The organism is Occultella aeris (assembly GCF_902703175.1).
Taxonomy (GTDB): domain Bacteria; phylum Actinomycetota; class Actinomycetes; order Actinomycetales; family Beutenbergiaceae; genus Occultella; species Occultella aeris.
Genome location: NZ_CACRYJ010000034.1, coordinates 58,694 through 77,097, shown reverse-complemented (window position 1 = coordinate 77,097; position 18,404 = coordinate 58,694). Strand labels below are relative to the sequence as shown.

The following is an 18,404-nucleotide window of genomic DNA, read 5'->3' as shown; positions in this document are numbered from 1 at the left end:
ATACACTCGCTGCCGGCGGTCACCGCCGGCCGAACTCAGGAGGACTGCATGGCACGGGATCTGGTCTACACGGGCTTCATGTCGCTCGACGGCGTGGTCGACTCGCCGGGCGGCACGGCCGAAGGTCACCGCAGTGGCGGATGGGTGTTCGACACCGAGTTCGTGGCCGAGGCCTACTCCCTCAAGGCGGAGGAGATCGAGGAGACCTCGGCACTGATGTTCGGTCGCCGCAGCTACGAGGCGTTCGCACCGTTCTGGCCCGGCTCAGAGGATCACGTCGCCTACAAGGACCTTCCGAAGTACGTCGTCTCGAGCAGTCTCGCCGACGACGCCCTCGTCCAGGACTGGGGCACGACCACGATCCTGCGGTCGACCGACGACGTCGCCGAGCTGAAGCAGGGTGAGGGTGGCGCCATTTTCATCCACGGCAGTGCCGAACTCGCCCGGCGCCTCTCGGACGCCGACCTGATCGACCGGTACAACCTGCTCGTCTTTCCCGTCCTGCTGGGAGCGGGCAAGAGCCTGTTCAGCACGGCGGACCGGGACATCCAGAAGCTGCACCTGAGGGAGTCCGCGTCCTACTCCAATGGCGTGACCAAGCTCCTCTACGAGGTCGTGCGCTGAGCGGCATCGAGCGCGATCGCGCCGCCCAGCCCTTCGCGGAGTTGGCGTGCCGTGCGCCCGACGTGTCGTCGCAGCGCCCGGGCGAGGTGAGGTTCGTCGTAGTACCCGAGTTTGACGACCACGTCGCTGACCGTCTCGCCGGCGATGAGGAGGTCGGCGGCGACGCGGACGCGTTCGATCTGCCGGACGGCCCCTCGGCTCAGACCCGTGGCCGCGCGGAACCGCCGCTCGAGAGTTCGGTCGGTGACGGCCCGGCCGTCACCGTTGCCACGTACGGCCTGCGTGACCAGCGGGTCTCGAACCACCACGGTGTCTCGGACGAGACCCTCGACGAGACCCTCGGCGTCATCGGACTGCGGTTTCGCCCAGCGTCGACCGTCCAGCCAGAAGGTCAGCCGGCTCGCGTCGGGTAGGACGATCCCGCCGTCGACCAGGGACGGGGTGCTCACCATCCGCAGCGACGTTCCGACCGCGAACTGGATGCCGAGGAACGTCGCATCCTCCGGCACGTCGGCGGTGCCGGAGCAGCTCTCGGGACCGGTGACGGCCGCGTGTGCCGTGCGGCCCTGCTCCCAGAACACCAAGCCCCACGTCTCGGACGCCACCGACGTCATCTGCGTGACCTGCTCGCTCCGGCAGGTCCAGACCGAGTCGATCCATGACGAGTCCGACGAACGCGTATCGAACAGCAGGCCCACCGTCGAAACTATAGGCCCGACGCATTGGCGGACGGCTGCCCGCCCCGGTCAGGCCGCCCGCCGCTGGTCTGCGGGCGATCGTGACCGGCAGCGTTGCCGCGGCTGCGCGCCTGAGGGCGGCCCTCATGCGCGCTGTACAGTCGCGGGGTGGTGCGGTTGCGACACGGAACGGTGACGCTGTGGTGGGCGCCGTTCGACGTGGCGGATCCGGCCTGGCTCGAGCTGCTGGACCCGGTGGAGGCTCGCCGCTACGCCGCCTACGGTCAGAGCGCCGACCGGGCCCGGTTCCTGGTCGGCGCGGTCGCCGTGCGCCGGATCTTCTCCAGCGACCTGGCCATCGCCCCGCAGAGCGTGCCGCTCGACCGGACCTGTCCGACCTGTGGCCGACCCCACGGCAAGGTCAGGCTCACCGACGACCTCCGCCGACCCGGGGAGACCCTCGAGGTGTCGGTCTCCCACTCGGGCGCCTGGGTGGTGGTCGCGGCCGGTCGCGACGGACCCGTGGGCGTGGACGTCGAGGTGGTCGATCCGGCGCTCGACCACGTGGGGCTGGCCCGGGTCGGCCTGGGCGATCGGGATGCGGATGCGCTGCTGGGGCTCGGCGACGCCGACCGGGCGTGGGAGTTCACCGGCAGGTGGGTCCGTAGGGAGGCGGCGGTCAAGGCCGCGTCACCGGCCCTGCCGGACGAATCTCCTCGCCTCCAGGTGCATGACGTCGTCGTGGATGCGAGTCATCGCGCGGCGGTCGCCGTGCTCGACTCACCACCGGTCGAAGTCCGCGGGCTCGATGCCCGTTCGATCCTGCCGCCGCCCGGCGCTCCCAGCTGATCAGCCGTCGGCGCGCTGGGCACGGGCCAGTGCCGGCCGGATCACCACCGCGAGCGCGAGGGCGGCCACGCAGGCTCCGACCGTCACCGCGTACGCCCCGGTGTAGCCGCTCCGGTCGGCGATCTGCCCGGCCAGGCTCGAGCCGAGCGCGTAGCCGAGGCTCGTGGATGCGGCCAGCGCCATCATCGCGGCGCCGAGCCGGCGAGGGTCGACGGTCGCCTCGCAGGCGGAGTAGACCGTGATCAGGTAGGGCGCAACCGCCAGGCCGAGCACGAGCAGAACAGCGGCAAGGGCACCGATGGAGTGCACGGCCAGCAGCGGCAGCGCGAACACCGCGAGCGCCGCACCGAACACGGGCAGCCGGTTGGCGAACGTGAACCGGGCCGGGATGGCCGCGACGGTGAGGCCGGCCACCACGCTCCCGACGCCGAGCAGGGCGTGCAGCAGCCCCGCGTACCCGGCCTGACCGGCCTCGGTGGCCAACGCCGTCGTGCCGGTCTGTACGGAGCCGAAGACTGCGCCGACGCACAGCGTGCCAAGGGTCAGCCCGAGCAGCAGCGGGGTCAGCAGCGGGCCGGCGCGAGGTCCGGCGGGATGCCCGGCGGCCACGGCGGCGGTCGGGTGCAGCGCGAACCAGAGCCCGAATACGGCGAGCAGCACCGCGGCCAGGATCAGCGAGCCGGACGGGGACACGAACGCGGCCCCGAGGCCAACGATGGCCGGGCCGAGCACGAACGAGGCCTCGTCCGCGGCGCCCTCGTAGGAGAAGGCCGCCGACGTCAGTCGGAACCGGTCGGTCCCCTTGTCCGCGGCGATCTCGCGCCAGCGGACCCGGGCCATGGTGCCGACCTGCGGCAGGAACAGCCCGGCCGCGCCGGCCATGGCCGCGAGCGCCTGCCACGGGGCGCCGATGGTCGAGAGCACCACGAGCAGCGCGAGCAGGGCGGACCCGACCACGGACTGCACGAGCAGGACCGGCCGCTGGCCGATCCGGTCGCTGATCGCCCCACTCAGGGGGGAGCCGATCGCGTTCGTGATCGCGATCGCCCCGGCGGCGACGCCTCCGGCGCCGTAGCTGCCGGACACACCTGCGACGAGCAGCAGGGTGCCCATCTGGGACATCGCGAGTGGCAGCCGGGCGATGAATGCGACGACGACGTAGGCCCGTCCGGTCAGGGCGAACAGGCTGCGGTAGGAGGAGAGAACAGACAGGGCGTCTCCCGGGCTCGACGGGGTGCGCTCCTCCCACCCCGGTAGCGCTGATTCCCTGAATTGTCCGGTCAGTCTATCCGGGGGATCCGCTGCATGGCCGGACGGGCGAGTTCCGCCTCGTCACCTGATCCACAGCAAACGTGGATTGTTCGACAAATGTTGAACATGGATCCTAGACTGGGAATATGTCTCAGAGCACCGTGGGCTTCCGTCCCTCCGCCGAGGAGCGACGCCTCCTGGAGGAGATCGCCCGCAGGGGCATGTCTACCAGTGACGCGCTTCGGCGCGGCCTGCACCTTGTCGCACACGAGCAGTGGCTGGACCAAGCGCGTTCCGACTCCGAGATGCTGCGCGAGGAGAATCTGAACGAAGAACCGGACGCCTGGTGATCCGTGGCGCGCTCTACCGAGTCGAGCTCGGCACCCCGCGCGGCCACGAGCAAGGTGGTCGCAGATTCGGGCTCGTGCTCTCGCCCTCGGAGATGAACTGGTCGGTCGCGACCATCGTGCCCACCTCGACGAGCGCCGGCCCGGCGACGTTCCGGCCCGAGCTCGCCATCGCCGGCCAGCAAACGCTGGTGCTCGTCGACCAGATCCGGACAGTTGACACCGATTACCTCGTCGGGGAGCCCGTCGACTACCTGAACCACGACGACCTGACCGTCGTGGAGCAGGCGGTCATCCACTACCTGGGCCTTGTCTGACCCCGAGCCGACTGGACGGGCCGCGCGCCTCAGGCGAAGAGCCGTACTCCGTGTGTGAGCAGTATGGCCAGGACGATCAAGGCGATCAGGAGCACCGGGATCAGGCAGTCGGCGCCGGACCTCACCATCGAGGCGGCCCACTCCTGCGCGCGTGGGCGCAGGTAGAGGTTGCCCTGCACCACGTTCAGGTGCAGCAACGTGAAGAACGTGATCGTGGTGAACACGGTGATGGTCAGGCACCACGGGCACAGGGCGCCGATCGCAGTGAGCGACTGGACGAACAGCCAGTACGCGAAGATCAGGCCGAGTGCGTAGCCGATCTGGGCAGCGAACAGGAACCAGCGCGGGAACCGGGTCCCGCCGAGGCCGGCGACGGCGATCGTCAGGATCACCGGTTCGGTCGCGAGCCCGATGAACGCGTTCGGGAACCCGAAGACGTTCGCCTGCCAGGACTGCGCCACCGTGGCGCAGCTGACGACGGCGTTGATGTCGCAGCTGAGCGAGGCGGCCGGTTCGGCGGCGAGGATGACGGCGTCGATCGCCAGGACCGCGGAGGCGATCAGGCAGACGATGGAAGAGACCATCATGGTCGCGAACAGCAGCCGCGGGCGGTGCCGCCGGCCGACCAGTGCCGGTCCCTCGTCCACGGCCGGGTCCGGAGTCGGATCGACGGTGCTGCTCACCGTCCCATGGTGGGCGACCGCCGGTGGCAGGGCGTGGGACGTACGTCCCTGCAGAGGCCCCGCGGCCCCACCTCCTACTGCGCGATCCTGCGCACCATCGGCAGACGGGCACGGGTGAGCAGCATCGCGCCGCCGATCGCCAGAGCCGGGAGCCCGACGGCGAGCAGCGCCACGGCCGGCCACGGCACCGTGAACTCCCAGAGCGCGCCCCAGTTCCCGGCCGTCCGTTGCCAGAGGCTGAGCACGTAGCCCAGCGCGAGCCCGGTCCCGACCCCGACGACCGCGCCGATGACGGCAATCACGCCCGCCTGCGCGCCCGCCACCTTCCGGCGCAGACCGGGACTGGCACCGATGGCGGCCAGGGTGGCGAGGTCGGGGCGGGACTCGGCCGCCGCGAGCCCGACGCTGAGGCCGGTCGCGGCGAGGGCGATCACGAGGGCGGCGCCAGCAACGATCAGGCTGATACCGACGGTGTCCTGGCTCTTCTGCAGGCCTTCGACCAAGAGGTCGACCGAGGAGCCGGCGTCAGCCAGGCTGCGGCTCATCTCGTCCACGTCGGCTTGCGTGAGCCCGCCCTGAGTCGTGAGGAGTGCGCCGACCGGCGCCACCCGGGCGGCCAGGCTCGTCGGGTCGAGCTGTTCGGCGACCTCGGGGGAGAGCAGGAGTCCGTAGGTCCAGTGCTGCCAGTCCACTACGTGTGCGGGCGCGGTCAGCTCGAGCGGGTCGGCGGCCTCGTTGCCGGCCTCGTCCCGCGGGGGGACGAGGGTGAGGTGCACCAGCCCGTCGGGCCAGATGAGGTCCGGGTCGTTGACCAGGACCTGCCCGTCCGCGAGCGCCTGCGCCGCCTCGGCCGCGCCGGGTAGCCCCGAGGCCGCCACCATCGTGCCGTCGTCGACCAGGTGCTGCGCACCCCACCCGTAGCCGCTCTGAACGCTCCATGACGAACACCGTTCATCGTCGACGCGCTCATCCTCCGTGAGTTCGTCCGGGCACACCGTCGCCGGGTCGGGATCGGCCCAGAGTTCCACGAAGCCGGCCGGGTCGTCCGGGATCAGGCCGAGCACGGGCGTGGCCGCCAGTTCGGGGCGCTCGGCCCGGACCGCGGCCAGGGCTTCATCGAACAGGTCTTGGGCGTCCTCGCCGGGCACGGTGAACCCGTAGGTGGTCAGGTAACCCGTGCCGTCGACGGCCAGCGGCGCCCAGGACGCGTCCTGCGCACGAGCCTCGCTGGTCGTGTAGACCATCCCGGCGGTGGCCGCGGCGACGGCGGCGAGCACGGCGGCGACGGCCGGTGCGGTCCGGCCGCGCTGGCGGTCGGCATCTCGCACCGCGATCCGCGCGGGAGCCCCCAGGCGCGGCGCGAGCCGGCCGAGCAGGGCGATGATCCCGCCGGCAGCGAGGATCAGGCCGACCTCGAGCACGAGGACCCCGGCCACGAGCATCGGCATCGTGGCCCGGGTCGCACCGACGATCGCCAAGCCAAGGCCCACGACGGCAAGCCCGCCCCCGATCCAGGGCACCCGCCGTCGGGGCGTGGCCTCGGAGCGACGGCCGGCAAGTGCCGCGACCACGTCGGCCCGCGAGGCGGCGCGGGCGGGCAGCCAGGCCGCCGCGAGCCCGAGACCGACCGCGACCCCGGCGATCGCCGCGAGTTCCCACGTGGGCAGTGCCAGGTTCGGCGGCGGGTAGTCACCGCGGCTCTGGACCAGATAGATGATCGCGCCGCCGAGCAGCCCCAGCACGATCCCGACCGCCGCGGCACCGAGGCCGGCCACCAGGCCCGCCGACAGCACGATGCGGCGCAGGTCCGCGGGCCGTCCACCGGCGGCCGCGACGAGGGCGAGCTGACGGGTACTGCTCTTGGCCCCGACAGCGAACGCCGGACCCACGAGCAGGACGACCTCGAGCAGGCCGATCCCGGCGACGGCGGCGACAAGCCCGATGGTGCTGCCAGGGCGTGAGTCCGCGCCGAAGGCCGCGTAATAGGGGACCTCGGAGCGCGGCGGCGGATCCAGGAGCACGGCCCGGCTGACGGCGCCCACCCCGATCTCGTTCAACGCCAGCACGTCCGGCCAGGTGACCGCGTCGGGGCCGAGCACGTACCAGGACCTTGAGAGCGCGCCCTCCTCCGGCAGGGTGCCCTCCGCAGCCAGCCCGGAGGAGTCCCCGTTGCGCGTGATCCCGACGAGCGTGGCGGGCGTGTCGGTCTCCCCCGACCCGATCGTGAAGGCATCCCCCACCTCGATCCGCAGCCTGTCGACGAGCCGCTGAGCCAGCACCACCTCGCCCGGCGCGGACGGGACGTCGCCCGACGTCAGCGACAGCAGCCCGGGTACCCGCTCGGCATCCGCGGCGGCGAGGACCTCGTCGCTGATCCGCACGTCGTCGGTGGACAGGTCGACGGCGAACTCACGCCGCGGGACGAGTTCGGCTCCGGTCGGCACCAGTGCCGCGATATCGGCCTCACCGACCTCCTCGACCGGCTGGTCACTCAGGCAGGTCCGCCCGCCGGTGGGCACCTGCTGGATCACGAAGCCGCACGAGTCCACCGTGACCAACGCCTGGGCGTCGTCCCCCAGCGTCTGCTGCAGCGTGGTGGCCACGGTCGGGCTGGACGAACGGATCGTGGTGGCTACGAACGTCGCCCCGAACACGGGCAGCGCGATCATCGCGACCACGAGCAGGGTGCGGCCGCGATGCCGCAACGCGTCCCGGCGCGCGATCCGCAGCGACGCCCGCCAGCGGGTCAGCCAGCGGTGCATCAGTCCTCCCGGTGGCGCGGGCCGGATGCCGCCAGGAGCGCCTCGGGTTGCTCGTCGCTGGTGCTGTCCACCAGCACGCCGTCACGCAGGAACACGGTCCGGTCCGCCCAGGCGGCGAACCGCGGCTCGTGGGTGACCAGCAGGCCGGCCGCGCCGGCATCCACCCGTGCTCGCAGCACCCGCATCACGGCCTCGCCGGTCACCGAGTCCAGCGCACCGGTCGGCTCGTCGGCGAGGACCAGGCGGCGCGGACCGACGAGGGCCCGTGCGATCGCGACCCGCTGCTGCTGTCCGCCGGACAGCTCGTCCGGGAACCGGCCGGCGAGGTGCCCGACGCCGACCTGTTCCAGGGCGACCAGGGCCTCCTGCTTCGCCTTGCGCGGCCGGGCGCCGTCGAGCTCGCGGGGCAGCGAGACGTTCTCCGCTGCGGTGAGGGCCGGGATCAGGTTCAGGTCCTGGAAGACGTAACCGATCCGCCGACGGCGCAGCGCGGCCCGGCCCTTCGCGTCCAGGTCCGAGAGCGCTTCGCCGGCGAGGCGCACGGCGCCCGATGTCGGGGTGTCCAGTCCGCCCGCGAGGTTCAGCAGGGTGGACTTGCCGGATCCGGACGGGCCCATCACGGCGACGAGCTCGCCCATCCGGACGCTCAGGGTGACGTCGTCGAGCGCCCGGACGGCTCGCACGCCCTCGCCGTGCACCCGGGTGGCGCCGATGAGTTCGAGGATGACCGGCGCGGCGCTCATCGCCGGCTCCGGGCCGGCGCGTCGACCGCAGAGGCCGAGCGGGGGGCCGCGGCCGCGGCCCGGCTGGCCCGGGCCTCGACGTGATCGAGCCAGCGCATCTCGGCCTCTGCCGCGAACACGTGGTGGTCGAGCACGAGCGACCAGGCGAGGTCATCGCCCGGGCGAGCTCCGCCGTCGGGCTCAGCGGCCTTGAGCCGCGTGAAGTCGCGCAGGGCGCGCATCGTCTCGCTGCGCTGCGTCTGCACGACGGCGCGGATGTCCACGCCGGGGGCGCCGACGGCGAGCGCGAGCTTGATGACGAGCTCGTCCCGCTCCGGCGCACCACGCCGCACCGGGGAGAGCCACCAGCCGAGGGCCGCGGCCCTCCCCGGGTCCGTCAGCGCGAACCGCTCGACGTCCCCGTCCCCATCGGCGTCGTCGGTGCGCTCGACCAGCCCGTCCCGCTCCAGGCGCTGGATCGTCGTGTAGACCTGCCCGATGTTCAGCGGCCAGGTGCCACCGGTGCGCGCCTCGAACTCCTTGCGGAGCGCGTACACGCCCATCGGCTCCTCGGCGAGCAGGGCGAGCAGGCTCTGCTTGACGGACATGGCACCCCTCCCGTACCGCCACCGCGGCGGCAATTACCCGGTAACCATAGCGTTACTCGGTAACCATGCCTAGCCCTGGCTCGCCGGTGCCAGACTGGCCCGATGATTCCCATGGGCTCCTCCGATCCGGACAAGGTGGTGGGCGAGAGTTACGCCGGTGTGTACCTCGCGGCCACACGGGACGCTGCTGCTGCCGGTCTGGTCGAGACCGCCTTCACCGGGTTCGTCGGTCCACAGGAGGGTGACTGGGTGCTCGCGGTCGCGACAAACGCACGCGGGACGGTCGCCGCGGGCAAGCGAACCATCGACACCCTGGCCCGCGACCTGGCGGCCGATCTCGGCGCCGTCGCGATCGCCGTCGAGGTTGACCGGGACAAGCGCCTGCGGCTCTGGGCCTACGAGTCGGGCGAGCGGATCGGCAGTTTCGACAGTGCACCCGAGGACGACGAGGAACTTGCCGTCGGCCAGATCCCGCTGGACGAGTTCGGCGACCCGCTGCCGGAGGCGATGCTCGCGCTCGGCGGATCCGGCGCGCAGAGTGCCGCCGAGCTGGTCCGCGTCTGCGTGGGCCCGGGAGCGCCCGATGACGAGGAGTCCGACCCGGCCGAGGACATCGAGGAACTCCTGGACGAGGAGTTGACCGAGAGCGAGAGCGAGTCGGACCGGCTGCGCTCTGTGCTGCGGCTGCTCACGCTGCCGACCTGGCTGATCGCATCCACCTCGCTGCCCAAGGACGTGCCCGGCGGCCCGCGCGCCGGTCAGGTGCTCCACCTGCGTGCGGGGCGGACCGGTGTTGCGGGCCTGACCCTCGGGGCACTCTCGGAGCGGACCCGCCGAAAGTTCAAGCCGGACGCCTGAGCCCCTCGCTGCTGATTCGATCGCGAGGGCGATGTCGCACCCTCCTCGTACGCTCTGCGGATGACCACGACTGCAGCGATCACCCTCGGGGCATTCAACATGGAGGCCGAGCACCCAACCGTGCTCGCCGCGTTCTGGGCCGAGTTCCTCGGCAGCACGCCGAACGGGGCAGGCGGCAACGTCTACCTCGAACCGGGACCCGGCGGTTTCGGGATGTTCATCACGCCCGCGAGCGGCCCCCGCCCCGACCGGCAGGGCGCCCACCTGGACCTGACCGTCGCCTGGGGCACCCGTACTGCCGAGGTCGCGCGGGCCGTCGCCCTCGGCGCGACGCACCGCTGGGACGTCCTGGACGAGGTGCCCTGGGTGCAGTGGTCCACCCTCGCCGACCCCGAGGGCAACCTCTTCTGCATCGCCGAGCACCCGCCGAAGGCATGAACCGTTGACTCAGTCCGTCTCCGGGTCCAGGCCGAGGTGGGCGAACTGCGCCTGCACGATCCGCGCGCAGGCCGCCGCGAGCTTCGGGTCCTGGTCGCCGTAGACGGCGCGCACCACGCCGGTGACGCCTTCGGCGCCCTGCCCGACGGCGGCGCGCACCTGGTCGAGCCGGTCCAGCCGGTGCTGGTGTACTCCGGCCACGAACGCGGCCGGCTCGGTGATCAGCGGGCCGTGCCCAGGGGCGATCCGGGTGACGAGGCCGGCGTCGATGTCCGCCGCGATCGCGGTGAGGGTGTCCAGGTAGGCGCCGAGATCGCCGTCCGGCCACATGATCACCGTGGTGCCGCGGCCGAGCAGGGTGTCCCCGGACAGCAGCAGCGCCTCGGCGGGCGCGCGCACCAGCACCGAGTCCGCCGTGTGCCCGGGCGCGAGGTGCACCACCACCTCGAGACCGCCAAGCCGGACCGACTCCCCATCCGTGAAGGCGGCGCCGCGGCCGGCGCCCCGGACGGGCGCGCCGGTGAGGTCGGCGAGGCGCTCGGCGGCGCCGGCGTGATCGAGGTGGTGATGGGTGAGCCAGATCGCGGCGACCCTGCCACCGTCGGCCTCGGCGCGGGCGCGGACCAGGTCGAGGTGTGCGAGGTGCTCGGGGTACCCGGGATCGACGGGATCCAGCGGCCCGGGATCGACCACCAGGACTTCCGCGCTACCGGGCTCGCGCAGTAGGTATGTGTTCGTGCCCTCCAGCGTCATCGGGCCCGGGTTGTCACATCGGAGGAGTTCGACCCGGTCCGTGATCCGCGTGGCCTGCGCCGCCATGCCCGCTCCGCTCCATGGTGAGGTTCCGAGGGTTGCCCCGGCCGGGCCTCGCCGGCCCTCGGCGAGGCTAGCAAGGCCGCGTCCGGCTGCGGGCGGCGCCACATCTCCCTCCGGTCGCCGGACGTGTATCCGGCTCCGAGATCGTGTCCGAGCGGCCGTCAGGGCAGCCCAATGAGGGCTCCGAGGGCGAATCCGAGGGCGGCGAGCCAGATCAATGTGGGAAGGAACCGCCAGAACCCGGAGGTTGCCCGGGGTGTCGTCGATGCTGCCCGATCCCCTCCTGGGGTCGACTGGTCGGCGGTCATCCCAGCCTCACCTCCCCGCCCGCCACGGTGACCGCCACGTCCGGCAGCGGCCGACTGGCGGGGCCTGTGAACACGGCACCGGTATCGGCATCGAAGTGGCTGCCGTGGCAGGGGCAGACGATGCTGCCGTCCCGCACCGCATCGACCAGGCAACCCTGATGGGTACACACCGCGGAGAAGCCGCGGACCGTGTCACCAGATCGGGTCAGCACCAGTTGCTGCTTGGCGAGGACCACGCCGCCGCCATCCGGAATCTCATCGACCGCGAGCAATCTCGTCCCTGGATCGGTGGTGTCGGAGTCCCCCACCTCGCTGGAAGGCTCTCCGGGCAGCGGGTATCGCGTGTCAGCGGGCCTCTCGGCGGAGGGCAGGTTGCGAGCCACCACGTACCCCGCCGCAGCAGCGGTCAGGACGACGCCGGCGCCGAGCATCCGGCGACGGGACACGTGATTCGACATCGCCGCCACCTTGCTCAGATCTTCGCCAAGCCGGGCGTCGTGAACAGCCACAGCGCCGAGGTCAGCCACAGCAGCACGATCAGCGTGAACACCGTCCCGCCAAGCACCGGGAGCGCCCACCGGGGCGCGGCCTTCAGCCGCAGTCCGATCATCTTCGCCGCGAACCCGCCGTAGAACAGACACCCGGCGGTCGAGTGCACCAGAACCCGAACATCGCCGGAGCGGAATCCCAGCGTCCACAGGCACGCGAAGGCCACCGGCAGGCTCACCACGAACGCGATCGTGCCGCTCCAACGGTGCACCGGACCGACCCAGGCCGGGGCTGTGCCGACCCCCGGAAGGCGACCCCACATCCAGAGCGCACTGACCACCTGGAGCACCGCGAAGATCAGCACCACCGTGCTCAGCCACGCCTTCATCGGCAGTTGGCCGGAGAAGCCCAGGGTATACAGCGCGACCGAACCGGGTTCGTGGAGCCTGCCGTACACACCGAGCCCGACGGCAACCGCGGCACCCAGCAGCAGGGCGGCCGCCCACGAGACGGATCGCCGCGGGCTCGCAACCGTCGCCATCGCCGTCACCTCCCGTCGACCTTCGCGGACCGAGTGGGGACGCCCCGAAGCACTGACCGGAGCCGGGAACGCACCATCGCGCCCACGCTGCGCTGCGTGTCCGCCGGGCGCTGTTCCAGGGTAACGACATCGGCCCTGTCCCGGTTCGGGTTGACCGGCACGATCAGAGTCGTGACTCCGCGTTGCGTAGGTACGCCACCCAACTGTGGCACTGATCGACCCGTCGTAGGCCCAGCTCGGGTGCGGCCCACATGATGACGCCTGCGGCGTCGACGATGCCGACCAGGTCGAGCGCGACCGGCAGGAGGCGACGCTCGGCCGCGGTGAGTGCCCGGGTGCGGTCGTATCCCGCCACGACGGCGTCGGCCAGGTCGCGCGGCAGGCGCCGGTCCTCGCGGTCGAGTGCCAGGTACTGCAAGGCGCGGGCGAGGTCGAGGACGAGCGGTCCCTCGTTGAGTTCATCGAAGTCGAGGACCGCGGTCACCGCACCGCCGGCGAGCAGCAGGTTGTGGCGGTGCAGGTCGTGGTGGAGCGGACCGGTCGGCAGCTCGCCCAGGCGGGCCAGGTCGGCTCCGTGGTCGTCGAGGAAGCGGCGCAGCTGCGCGTGCCACTCGGCGACGCCGTCGAGGTCGGGCTGTGAGGCCAGGGCCCGGTCGATGACGCCGAGGCGGTCGATCGTGGGGATCCGCGCGTCGGCCCAGCCGGCGGTCAGCAGGTGCAGGCCCGCCAGCAGTTCACCGATCTGCTCGGCCAGCGGCACGGTGACCGTGTCGGGGATCGCGCCCGGCACCATGGGGAACACCGCGACCGGGGACCCGACCATCACCAGTACCTCGCCGCCGCGGGTTCGCAGCGGCGCCGGCGTCGGGTACCCGTGTTCGGCGAGGAAGGCGACCAACCGCAGCTCGGCCCGGATCTTCTCAGGGCCGGAGAACCGGTACGCGCGCAGGACCACCTCGGCCCCGTCGGTTGCGATACGGAGGTTGCGGTTGTCCTCGCCTCCCGTGAGCGGGACCGCGGGCCCGGTGACGCGCAGACCGTACCCGGCCAGGATGGCGGCGACATCGAGGTCTGGCACGATCCACACCGCCTACCCGGTCCGCTTTCGATGGTCGTTCGGAGGCTAGCCGAAGCGTCCAGCGGAGTTCGGTGCCTCCGGCGATGTCGAGAACCGGCAAGGGGTTCCGTCCCAGGGGTGAGGGCAGCCACAATGGCCGCCACGAACCAGGAGGACTCCGATGGCCAAGTACCTGTTGCTCAAGCACTACCGCGGCGGACCGAAGCAGATGCCCAACGCCGAGAGGCCGATGGACGAGTGGACGCCGCAGGAGGTCACCGACCACATCGCGTTCATGGACCGGATGGCCGACGACCTGCGCGAGCGGGGCGAGTGGGTCAGCGGCGCTGCACTCTCACCTGAGGGCACGTTCGTCCGGTACGACGGCGAGGGCCGGCCGCCGGTGACCGACGGGCCGTTCGCGGAGACGAAGGACGTGGTCGCCGGGTGGATGGTGATCGACATGGACACGCTTGAACAGGCCCACGAGGCGGCCGCACACCTGTCCTCGGCGCCGGGCCCGGGCGGTCGGCCGCTCCAGGAGTGGATCGAGGTCCGGCCGTTCCTCGGCAACCCGCCTACCGTCACCGAGTGACCGTGCCACCGGCGGCGAGCGACGGGTCCGAGCCGCCGGTCGGCTCCGACGACCTGCTCAGGGCACTCGGCCCGCAGGTGCTGGCCGTCCTCGTCCGTCGCGGCGTCGAGTTCGCGGCGGCCGAGGACGCCGTGCAGGAGGCCCTCTTCGAGGCGGTCCAGCGCTGGCCCGACGGCCGGCCCGAGGACCCCAAGGGGTGGCTCGTGACCGTGGCGTGGCGCAAGCACCTCGACGTGCTTCGCTCGGAGGCGGCCCGCCGCCGTCGGGAACTGATCGACCACGCCGAGCCACCGGCCGGACCGGCCGAGACCGGCGACGACACCCTGCTCCTGCTCTTCCTGTGCTGCCATCGCGACCTGACGCCGTCGTCCGCCGTGGCCCTGACGCTCCGCGCGGTCGGCGGCCTGACCACCCGGCAGATCGCCGAGGCCTACCTCGTTCCCGAGGCGACCATGGCGCAACGGATCAGCCGCGCCAAGCGGACGGTCGCAGCGCAGGGGGTGCACGGTCCGGGCGACCTCGGCCGGGTGCTGCGGGTGCTGTACCTGATCTTCAACGAGGGGTACGGCGGGGACATCGACCTCGCCGCCGAGTCGATCCGGCTCACTCGCCAGCTCGCCGCGGGAACGCAGGACCCGGAGGTTGCCAGGTTGCTCGCGCTGATGCTGCTGCACCACGCCCGCCGGGAGTCCCGGTTCACCCCCGACGGCGCGCTGGTGCCGTTGGCGGAGCAGGACCGGTCCCGCTGGGACACCGTCCGGATCGCGGAGGGGATCGGCCTGCTACAGGAGGCGCTCGCCCGGGACCGGGTCGGCGAGTTCCAGGCACAGGCCGCGATCGCGGCGCTGCATGCGGACGCGCAGCGGGCCGAGGAGACGGACTGGACGCAGATCCTCGGTTGGTACGACGAGCTGCTCGCGCTCACCGACAGCCCCGTCGTGGCGCTGAACCGGGTGGTCGCGCTCGGCGAGGCCGACGGCCCGCTCGCCGGGTTGCGTGCGCTCGCGGCGGTGCCGGTGGACGTACCCCGGCGCACGGCCGTGTCGGCGCACCTGCACGAGCGGGCGGGCGAGTCGCACACGGCCCGCGAGGAGTACCTGGAGGCGGCGCGGCTCGCCGCGAGTGCTGCCGAGCGGGACCACCTCACCCGGCAGGCGGCGCGCCTTCGCGACGCGTGAGCGGCTTCCGCGGGAGCGAACCCCCGAGCCGCTCCCGCGGAAGGTCAGGTCCGCTGCTGGTCGGCCGGTTCCGGTGGGTGTTCCCACCGGTGCGGCCCGGTTCGCAGGGTCAGGATGGTGTTGGTGGCCATCCCGAACGTGTAGCGGCCGCCGTGGGCATCGACGCCGAAGATCTCCAGGTCCCCCGGGCGGTCCACCGTGATGCCACCGTCGGTGAAGCCATGCCGACGGCCGACCTCGGCGACGAGGCGGGCAGCGCCGTGCCATGCGTCGACGGCGTAGGTGCCCTCGAAGGACCAGGTCACCAGGCCCACCTGCTCAGCCGCGGGGTCCGCGCCACCGACCCGCGACCGGCGCAAGCCGGGCGAGTTCGGCGACTCCCGCCAAGCCCGCTCCCCCAGCGACTCGGCGAGCGCGGCCACCATCTCGTCGCGCATCGCTGTGTAGTCGGTCAGCACCTGCTCCATGCTCGGGGCGGATCCAGGGGACGCGGGGTGCGGAGGCGGAGTCATCGGTTCGTCCATCAGTAGGTCCAGGGCAGCGGCCAGGAGAGGATGTCGCCGAAGCCGCGGGTGTCCCCTTCCACCGTCTGTTCGGGCACCCCGGCGACGATGGACGCCATGTTGTGCTGGCTCATCGACCCCCGGGTCAGGTAGTCGCTGTGGCCGACGGACTCGGCGTAATCGACGCCTCCGATGGAGCCCTGCTCGGTGCTCAGGCCGGTCATCCCGTCGATGTAGGAGGGGTCGATGCCGAACTGTCCGAGGCCACCGACGTCGGCGACCACGTCCCGGCGGGCCTCGAGCCGGTACACGTGCCCGCCGGAGACGTCGAGGTCCTCCACGTGCGAGGTGCCGATGCCGGGTGAGCCGAACAGGATCGCGTCATCGACACCGGTCTGCTCCTGCAGGGCCAGGCCCGTGGTGAGCGAGCCGTAGGAGTGCCCGAGCGCGGTCAGGTGCGGATCGGCGTCCCGGGAGGCGTCGATGCCGTTGTAGAACGAGGCCAGGTTGCCGGCGCCCGCCTCCGCCGGGGCGCGCGAGGCGACGGACGAGCCCGGATCGAGCACGTTGTCCCACTGTGGTGCCTCATAGCCGAGCCAGCTCACTGCGGCGACCGTGCCGCCGTCGCCGTACTTGTCCGACTGCGCGGCGGCTTCCTCGACGAGGTTCGCCACCTGGCTGTCGTAGCCGGCCATGTCTCCCGCGACGGTGGTGGTGAAGCCGGGCGTGAAGACCGCGACGTGGTCTGCGGTGTCCACATCCCCGTAGGCGATCGCGGCCATCAGCTGGTCCTCACCGGTGATGTCGAGCAGCAGCAGCTGCCGGTTGCCGAGTTCGAGGGTGTCCTCGACGGCATCGAGCCCGTCGAGCTTCTGGGTGAGCGTCTCGGAGAGGCCCTTGTCTCCTGCCTCCTGCGCGGTGGCGAGCTGGCCGGTCAGGTCCGCCCGGTAGTCGTCGATGAGCTCCCGGTTCGCGTCGTCGCGTGCCCAGGCCGGGATGCCGTCGGTGTTACCGATCCACTCGGGGTGCTCGCTGATCACTGTGGCCTGTTCGTCTTCGGTGAGGCCCTCCCACCACGAGTTCAGGTCGTGATCGGTGCCGCCGGTCGGCGGCGCGAGCACGCCGCGTTGCCCGCCCGCGGTCCCGGTGGCCGCAGCCTGCGCGAGCGAGGAGGTTCCGCCGTCGACCCCGCCCGCTGCGCTGCGCAGCGCAGCCGCGAGCGAGGTGTCCGCGTGGCCAGCGTTGCGCAGGGCCTGTTCGATCTTGTCGACGATCTCCTCGCGGATCGCGCGCCGGTCGGCGACCTCCTGGTCGTCGGTGAGGGTGTCCCGGTTGTCCGTGACCCGCCCGGTCGTGGAGACGCTGAACCCGTTGCCGGCGGCGACACCCAGCGCCTCGTCGAGCTCGCCCTGTGCGCGGGTGACCGCGTCGACGGCGATATCCAGGGCTGCGGCCACCTGCGCCACCTCGGCGACCAGGTCCGCCAGGGACTCACGCAGTGTCGTGTGCGAGGCGACGGCCGCGTCTCGCGACTCGGAGACCCAGGTCGACGGCGGGGCTCCGTCGTCCATCTCGTCCTGGAGTGCGACGAGCGTGCGACGGCGCTGAACCATCGCGTCGGCGACCAGGCCGAGCGTGGCCGGCCGCCAGGACCGCACCTGGGACATCGTCACCATGGTCAGTGCGCCCCCAGCGGCGGACTTATGGCGTTGAACGCGGTGGCGCCCTCGCCGTCCTGCTCCTCGTAGGCCTGCGCGCTGACACCCATGGCCTCGATCTGGTTCTGCGCGGCGGTGTCCCAGGCGCGGAACCGCTGCTTCCAGGCCGTGGCCAACTCCTCGGCCGCCCGCGCGCTCTCGGCGCCGGCGAGCGCGGACGTCACGGTCGCGAGATCGTCGGCCGTGCGAACCGAGGCGACGCCCTCGCGCGCCTCCTCGAGCCGCGCCGCGGCGGCAGCGAGATCGGCAGGCACCACCTCGACACTCGCCACCAAGGACTCCCCTACGTGTTGACCCCCGGCCCCCACTGCGCGGGGCATTGATGCACCGTAGCGGCGTCGGGCTGGCCGGCGCGATGGCCAGAGGTACCCATGACCGAGTCGCGGGCGGGGGGCGCACACCCAACCCCCGACACCCCCCCGCGGGGCGCGGCCCCATGCCCCCCACGTGGGCCGGCGCCCCGGGGGGCGGGGCGTGCGCCCCGGGTCCCTGCGGGGACCGGCCGCCGAGCTGGCCGGACGTCGACCGAGACGTCGGGTCCGTGGGATCCGTCGGCTCCGTGGGATCCGTCGGGTCCGTCGGGTCCGTCGGGTCCGTCGGGTCCGTGGGATCCGTCGGGTCGGTCGGAGCGGTGGCCCCGGTCGCGCAGGCTGCGCTCGCGTCGCCGAGAACGCCGGCCGAGATGCACCCGACGTCCACCGGCACGGTGATCGGCGCCGTCAGGGCGTTGCCGGTGCCCACGTCGGAGACGAGACCGACCGCGGCTCCGTCACCGCCGCCCGTCGTCACGTCCACCGGAGCAGGAGCCGCCTCTTCCTGCCCCTGCGAGGAAGAGACGTCCGCGTCACCCAGCACCCCCACCGCGATGTCACCCACCGTGACCGGAACCGCGACCGGAGCCGTCACCGTGTTGTCCGCAACCACATCGGACGCAAGCCCGTCTGCCGTCGCATCACCACCTCCGGTCGTCACGTCCACCGGAGCAGGAGCCGCCTCTTCCTGCCCCTGCGAGGAAGAGACGTCCGCGTCACCCAGCACCCCCACCGCGATGTCACCCACCGTG

21 protein-coding genes are annotated in these 18,404 nt (G+C 72.2%); 8 read left to right on the top strand and 13 right to left on the bottom strand.

Annotation, left to right across the window (positions count from 1 at the left end; translation table 11 throughout):
- Positions 1–48 precede the first annotated feature (48 nt).
- On the top strand, positions 49–624 hold the full coding sequence (locus HALOF300_RS12285; protein WP_156741227.1) for a dihydrofolate reductase family protein: 576 nt from the start codon (positions 49–51) through the stop codon (positions 622–624).
- Here HALOF300_RS12285 and HALOF300_RS12280 read toward each other — a convergent pair.
- Entirely contained in the window at positions 606–1,322 is a 717-nt protein-coding gene (locus tag HALOF300_RS12280) for a helix-turn-helix domain-containing protein (RefSeq protein WP_156741226.1), read from the bottom strand. The genes HALOF300_RS12285 and HALOF300_RS12280 overlap by 19 nt on opposite strands.
- Positions 1,323–1,469: 147 nt before the next feature.
- Here HALOF300_RS12280 and HALOF300_RS12275 point away from each other — a divergent pair, with 147 nt between their 5' ends.
- Entirely contained in the window at positions 1,470–2,150 is a 681-nt protein-coding gene (locus HALOF300_RS12275) for a 4'-phosphopantetheinyl transferase family protein (protein WP_197522516.1), read from the top strand.
- Here HALOF300_RS12275 and HALOF300_RS12270 read toward each other — a convergent pair whose 3' ends face one another.
- Positions 2,151–3,263 (bottom strand): MFS transporter, encoded by a 1,113-nt coding sequence (locus HALOF300_RS12270; RefSeq protein WP_231955286.1) that lies wholly within the window; start codon positions 3,261–3,263, stop codon positions 2,151–2,153. It lies immediately after the preceding gene.
- 284 nt (positions 3,264–3,547) lie between these two features.
- Here HALOF300_RS12270 and HALOF300_RS12265 point away from each other — a divergent pair, with 284 nt between their 5' ends.
- Both HALOF300_RS12265 and HALOF300_RS12260 read left to right on the top strand, forming a co-directional pair.
- Positions 3,548–3,751 (top strand): hypothetical protein, encoded by a 204-nt coding sequence (locus HALOF300_RS12265; RefSeq protein WP_156741223.1) that lies wholly within the window; start codon positions 3,548–3,550, stop codon positions 3,749–3,751.
- Positions 3,748–4,065 (top strand): type II toxin-antitoxin system PemK/MazF family toxin, encoded by a 318-nt coding sequence (locus HALOF300_RS12260; protein WP_156741222.1) that lies wholly within the window; start codon positions 3,748–3,750, stop codon positions 4,063–4,065. Before HALOF300_RS12265 ends, HALOF300_RS12260 begins: the two co-directional genes overlap by 4 nt.
- Positions 4,066–4,094: 29 nt before the next feature.
- Here HALOF300_RS12260 and HALOF300_RS12255 read toward each other — a convergent pair whose 3' ends face one another.
- The 4 genes from HALOF300_RS12255 to HALOF300_RS12240 form a co-directional block, all read right to left on the bottom strand.
- A complete protein-coding gene (locus HALOF300_RS12255) occupies positions 4,095–4,748 on the bottom strand; it encodes a vitamin K epoxide reductase family protein (RefSeq protein WP_197522515.1) in 654 nt (217 codons plus the stop codon).
- Between the two features lie 74 nt (positions 4,749–4,822).
- The gene (locus HALOF300_RS12250) at positions 4,823–7,510 is read right to left on the bottom strand and encodes an FtsX-like permease family protein (RefSeq protein WP_156741221.1); all 2,688 of its coding nucleotides are present in this window, start codon (positions 7,508–7,510) and stop codon (positions 4,823–4,825) included.
- Complete coding sequence (locus HALOF300_RS12245) at positions 7,510–8,253, bottom strand: ABC transporter ATP-binding protein (protein WP_156741220.1); 744 nt, start codon at positions 8,251–8,253, stop codon at positions 7,510–7,512. Before HALOF300_RS12245 ends, HALOF300_RS12250 begins: the two co-directional genes overlap by 1 nt.
- Positions 8,250–8,840 carry a PadR family transcriptional regulator gene (locus tag HALOF300_RS12240; protein ID WP_156741219.1) on the bottom strand — a complete coding sequence of 197 codons (591 nt, stop codon included), beginning with the start codon at positions 8,838–8,840 and terminating at the stop codon, positions 8,250–8,252. Before HALOF300_RS12240 ends, HALOF300_RS12245 begins: the two co-directional genes overlap by 4 nt.
- 102 nt (positions 8,841–8,942) lie before the next feature.
- Between HALOF300_RS12240 and HALOF300_RS12235 the strand changes: the two genes are divergently transcribed.
- Positions 8,943–9,698, top strand: coding sequence for a hypothetical protein (locus tag HALOF300_RS12235; protein WP_156741218.1), 756 nt, complete (start codon positions 8,943–8,945; stop codon positions 9,696–9,698).
- Between the two features lie 60 nt (positions 9,699–9,758).
- Entirely contained in the window at positions 9,759–10,136 is a 378-nt protein-coding gene (locus HALOF300_RS12230) for a VOC family protein (protein ID WP_156741217.1), read from the top strand.
- A 9-nt stretch (positions 10,137–10,145) separates the two neighbouring features.
- On the opposite strand, the gene HALOF300_RS12225 is transcribed toward HALOF300_RS12230, so the two are convergent.
- The 4 genes from HALOF300_RS12225 to HALOF300_RS12210 all read right to left on the bottom strand — a co-directional run bounded on the left by HALOF300_RS12225 (position 10,146) and on the right by HALOF300_RS12210 (position 13,368).
- Positions 10,146–10,955 (bottom strand): MBL fold metallo-hydrolase, encoded by an 810-nt coding sequence (locus HALOF300_RS12225; protein ID WP_156741216.1) that lies wholly within the window; start codon positions 10,953–10,955, stop codon positions 10,146–10,148.
- A gap of 301 nt (positions 10,956–11,256) precedes the next feature.
- Entirely contained in the window at positions 11,257–11,787 is a 531-nt protein-coding gene (locus HALOF300_RS12220) for a Rieske (2Fe-2S) protein (RefSeq protein ID WP_231955285.1), read from the bottom strand.
- Positions 11,733–12,290 (bottom strand): DUF6529 family protein, encoded by a 558-nt coding sequence (locus tag HALOF300_RS12215; RefSeq protein ID WP_156741215.1) that lies wholly within the window; start codon positions 12,288–12,290, stop codon positions 11,733–11,735. Before HALOF300_RS12215 ends, HALOF300_RS12220 begins: the two co-directional genes overlap by 55 nt.
- A 163-nt stretch (positions 12,291–12,453) precedes the next feature.
- Positions 12,454–13,368 carry a phosphotransferase enzyme family protein gene (locus HALOF300_RS12210; protein ID WP_197522514.1) on the bottom strand — a complete coding sequence of 305 codons (915 nt, stop codon included), beginning with the start codon at positions 13,366–13,368 and terminating at the stop codon, positions 12,454–12,456.
- 160 nt (positions 13,369–13,528) lie between these two features.
- Here HALOF300_RS12210 and HALOF300_RS12205 point away from each other — a divergent pair, with 160 nt between their 5' ends.
- The gene (locus HALOF300_RS12205; protein ID WP_156741213.1) at positions 13,529–13,942 is read left to right on the top strand and encodes a YciI family protein; all 414 of its coding nucleotides are present in this window, start codon (positions 13,529–13,531) and stop codon (positions 13,940–13,942) included.
- Complete coding sequence (locus tag HALOF300_RS12200) at positions 13,939–15,120, top strand: RNA polymerase sigma factor (protein WP_231955284.1); 1,182 nt, start codon at positions 13,939–13,941, stop codon at positions 15,118–15,120. Before HALOF300_RS12205 ends, HALOF300_RS12200 begins: the two co-directional genes overlap by 4 nt.
- 44 nt (positions 15,121–15,164) lie before the next feature.
- Here the strand turns inward: HALOF300_RS12200 and HALOF300_RS12195 are convergent, their stop codons facing one another.
- From HALOF300_RS12195 to HALOF300_RS12185, 3 genes are read right to left on the bottom strand one after another with little or no spacing between them, the layout of a single operon-like run.
- The gene (locus HALOF300_RS12195) at positions 15,165–15,632 is read right to left on the bottom strand and encodes an LppA family lipoprotein (protein WP_197522513.1); all 468 of its coding nucleotides are present in this window, start codon (positions 15,630–15,632) and stop codon (positions 15,165–15,167) included.
- A gap of 11 nt (positions 15,633–15,643) precedes the next feature.
- Positions 15,644–17,290, bottom strand: a complete 1,647-nt coding sequence (locus tag HALOF300_RS12190; protein ID WP_156741212.1) for an alpha/beta hydrolase — start codon at positions 17,288–17,290, stop codon at positions 15,644–15,646.
- Positions 17,291–17,301: 11 nt separating this feature from the next.
- Entirely contained in the window at positions 17,302–17,613 is a 312-nt protein-coding gene (locus HALOF300_RS12185) for a hypothetical protein (RefSeq protein WP_156741211.1), read from the bottom strand.
- Positions 17,614–18,404 lie beyond the last annotated feature (791 nt).

What these genes read in the sequence shown, in the direction of transcription:
- HALOF300_RS12190 (WP_156741212.1), bottom strand. Translation starts at nt 17,290, where the DNA reads ATGTCCCAGGTGCGGTCCTGGCGGCCGGCCACGCTCGGCCTGGTCGCC.
- HALOF300_RS12230 (WP_156741217.1), top strand. Translation starts at nt 9,759, where the DNA reads ATGACCACGACTGCAGCGATCACCCTCGGGGCATTCAACATGGAGGCC.
- HALOF300_RS12270 (WP_231955286.1), bottom strand. Translation starts at nt 3,263, where the DNA reads ATGGGCACCCTGCTGCTCGTCGCAGGTGTGTCCGGCAGCTACGGCGCC.
- HALOF300_RS12250 (WP_156741221.1), bottom strand. Translation starts at nt 7,510, where the DNA reads ATGCACCGCTGGCTGACCCGCTGGCGGGCGTCGCTGCGGATCGCGCGC.
- HALOF300_RS12240 (WP_156741219.1), bottom strand. Translation starts at nt 8,840, where the DNA reads ATGTCCGTCAAGCAGAGCCTGCTCGCCCTGCTCGCCGAGGAGCCGATG.
- HALOF300_RS12205 (WP_156741213.1), top strand. Translation starts at nt 13,529, where the DNA reads ATGGCCAAGTACCTGTTGCTCAAGCACTACCGCGGCGGACCGAAGCAG.
- HALOF300_RS12195 (WP_197522513.1), bottom strand. Translation starts at nt 15,632, where the DNA reads ATGACTCCGCCTCCGCACCCCGCGTCCCCTGGATCCGCCCCGAGCATG.
- HALOF300_RS12245 (WP_156741220.1), bottom strand. Translation starts at nt 8,253, where the DNA reads ATGAGCGCCGCGCCGGTCATCCTCGAACTCATCGGCGCCACCCGGGTG.
- HALOF300_RS12215 (WP_156741215.1), bottom strand. Translation starts at nt 12,290, where the DNA reads ATGGCGACGGTTGCGAGCCCGCGGCGATCCGTCTCGTGGGCGGCCGCC.
- HALOF300_RS12265 (WP_156741223.1), top strand. Translation starts at nt 3,548, where the DNA reads ATGTCTCAGAGCACCGTGGGCTTCCGTCCCTCCGCCGAGGAGCGACGC.
- HALOF300_RS12235 (WP_156741218.1), top strand. Translation starts at nt 8,943, where the DNA reads ATGATTCCCATGGGCTCCTCCGATCCGGACAAGGTGGTGGGCGAGAGT.
- HALOF300_RS12225 (WP_156741216.1), bottom strand. Translation starts at nt 10,955, where the DNA reads ATGGCGGCGCAGGCCACGCGGATCACGGACCGGGTCGAACTCCTCCGA.
- HALOF300_RS12285 (WP_156741227.1), top strand. Translation starts at nt 49, where the DNA reads ATGGCACGGGATCTGGTCTACACGGGCTTCATGTCGCTCGACGGCGTG.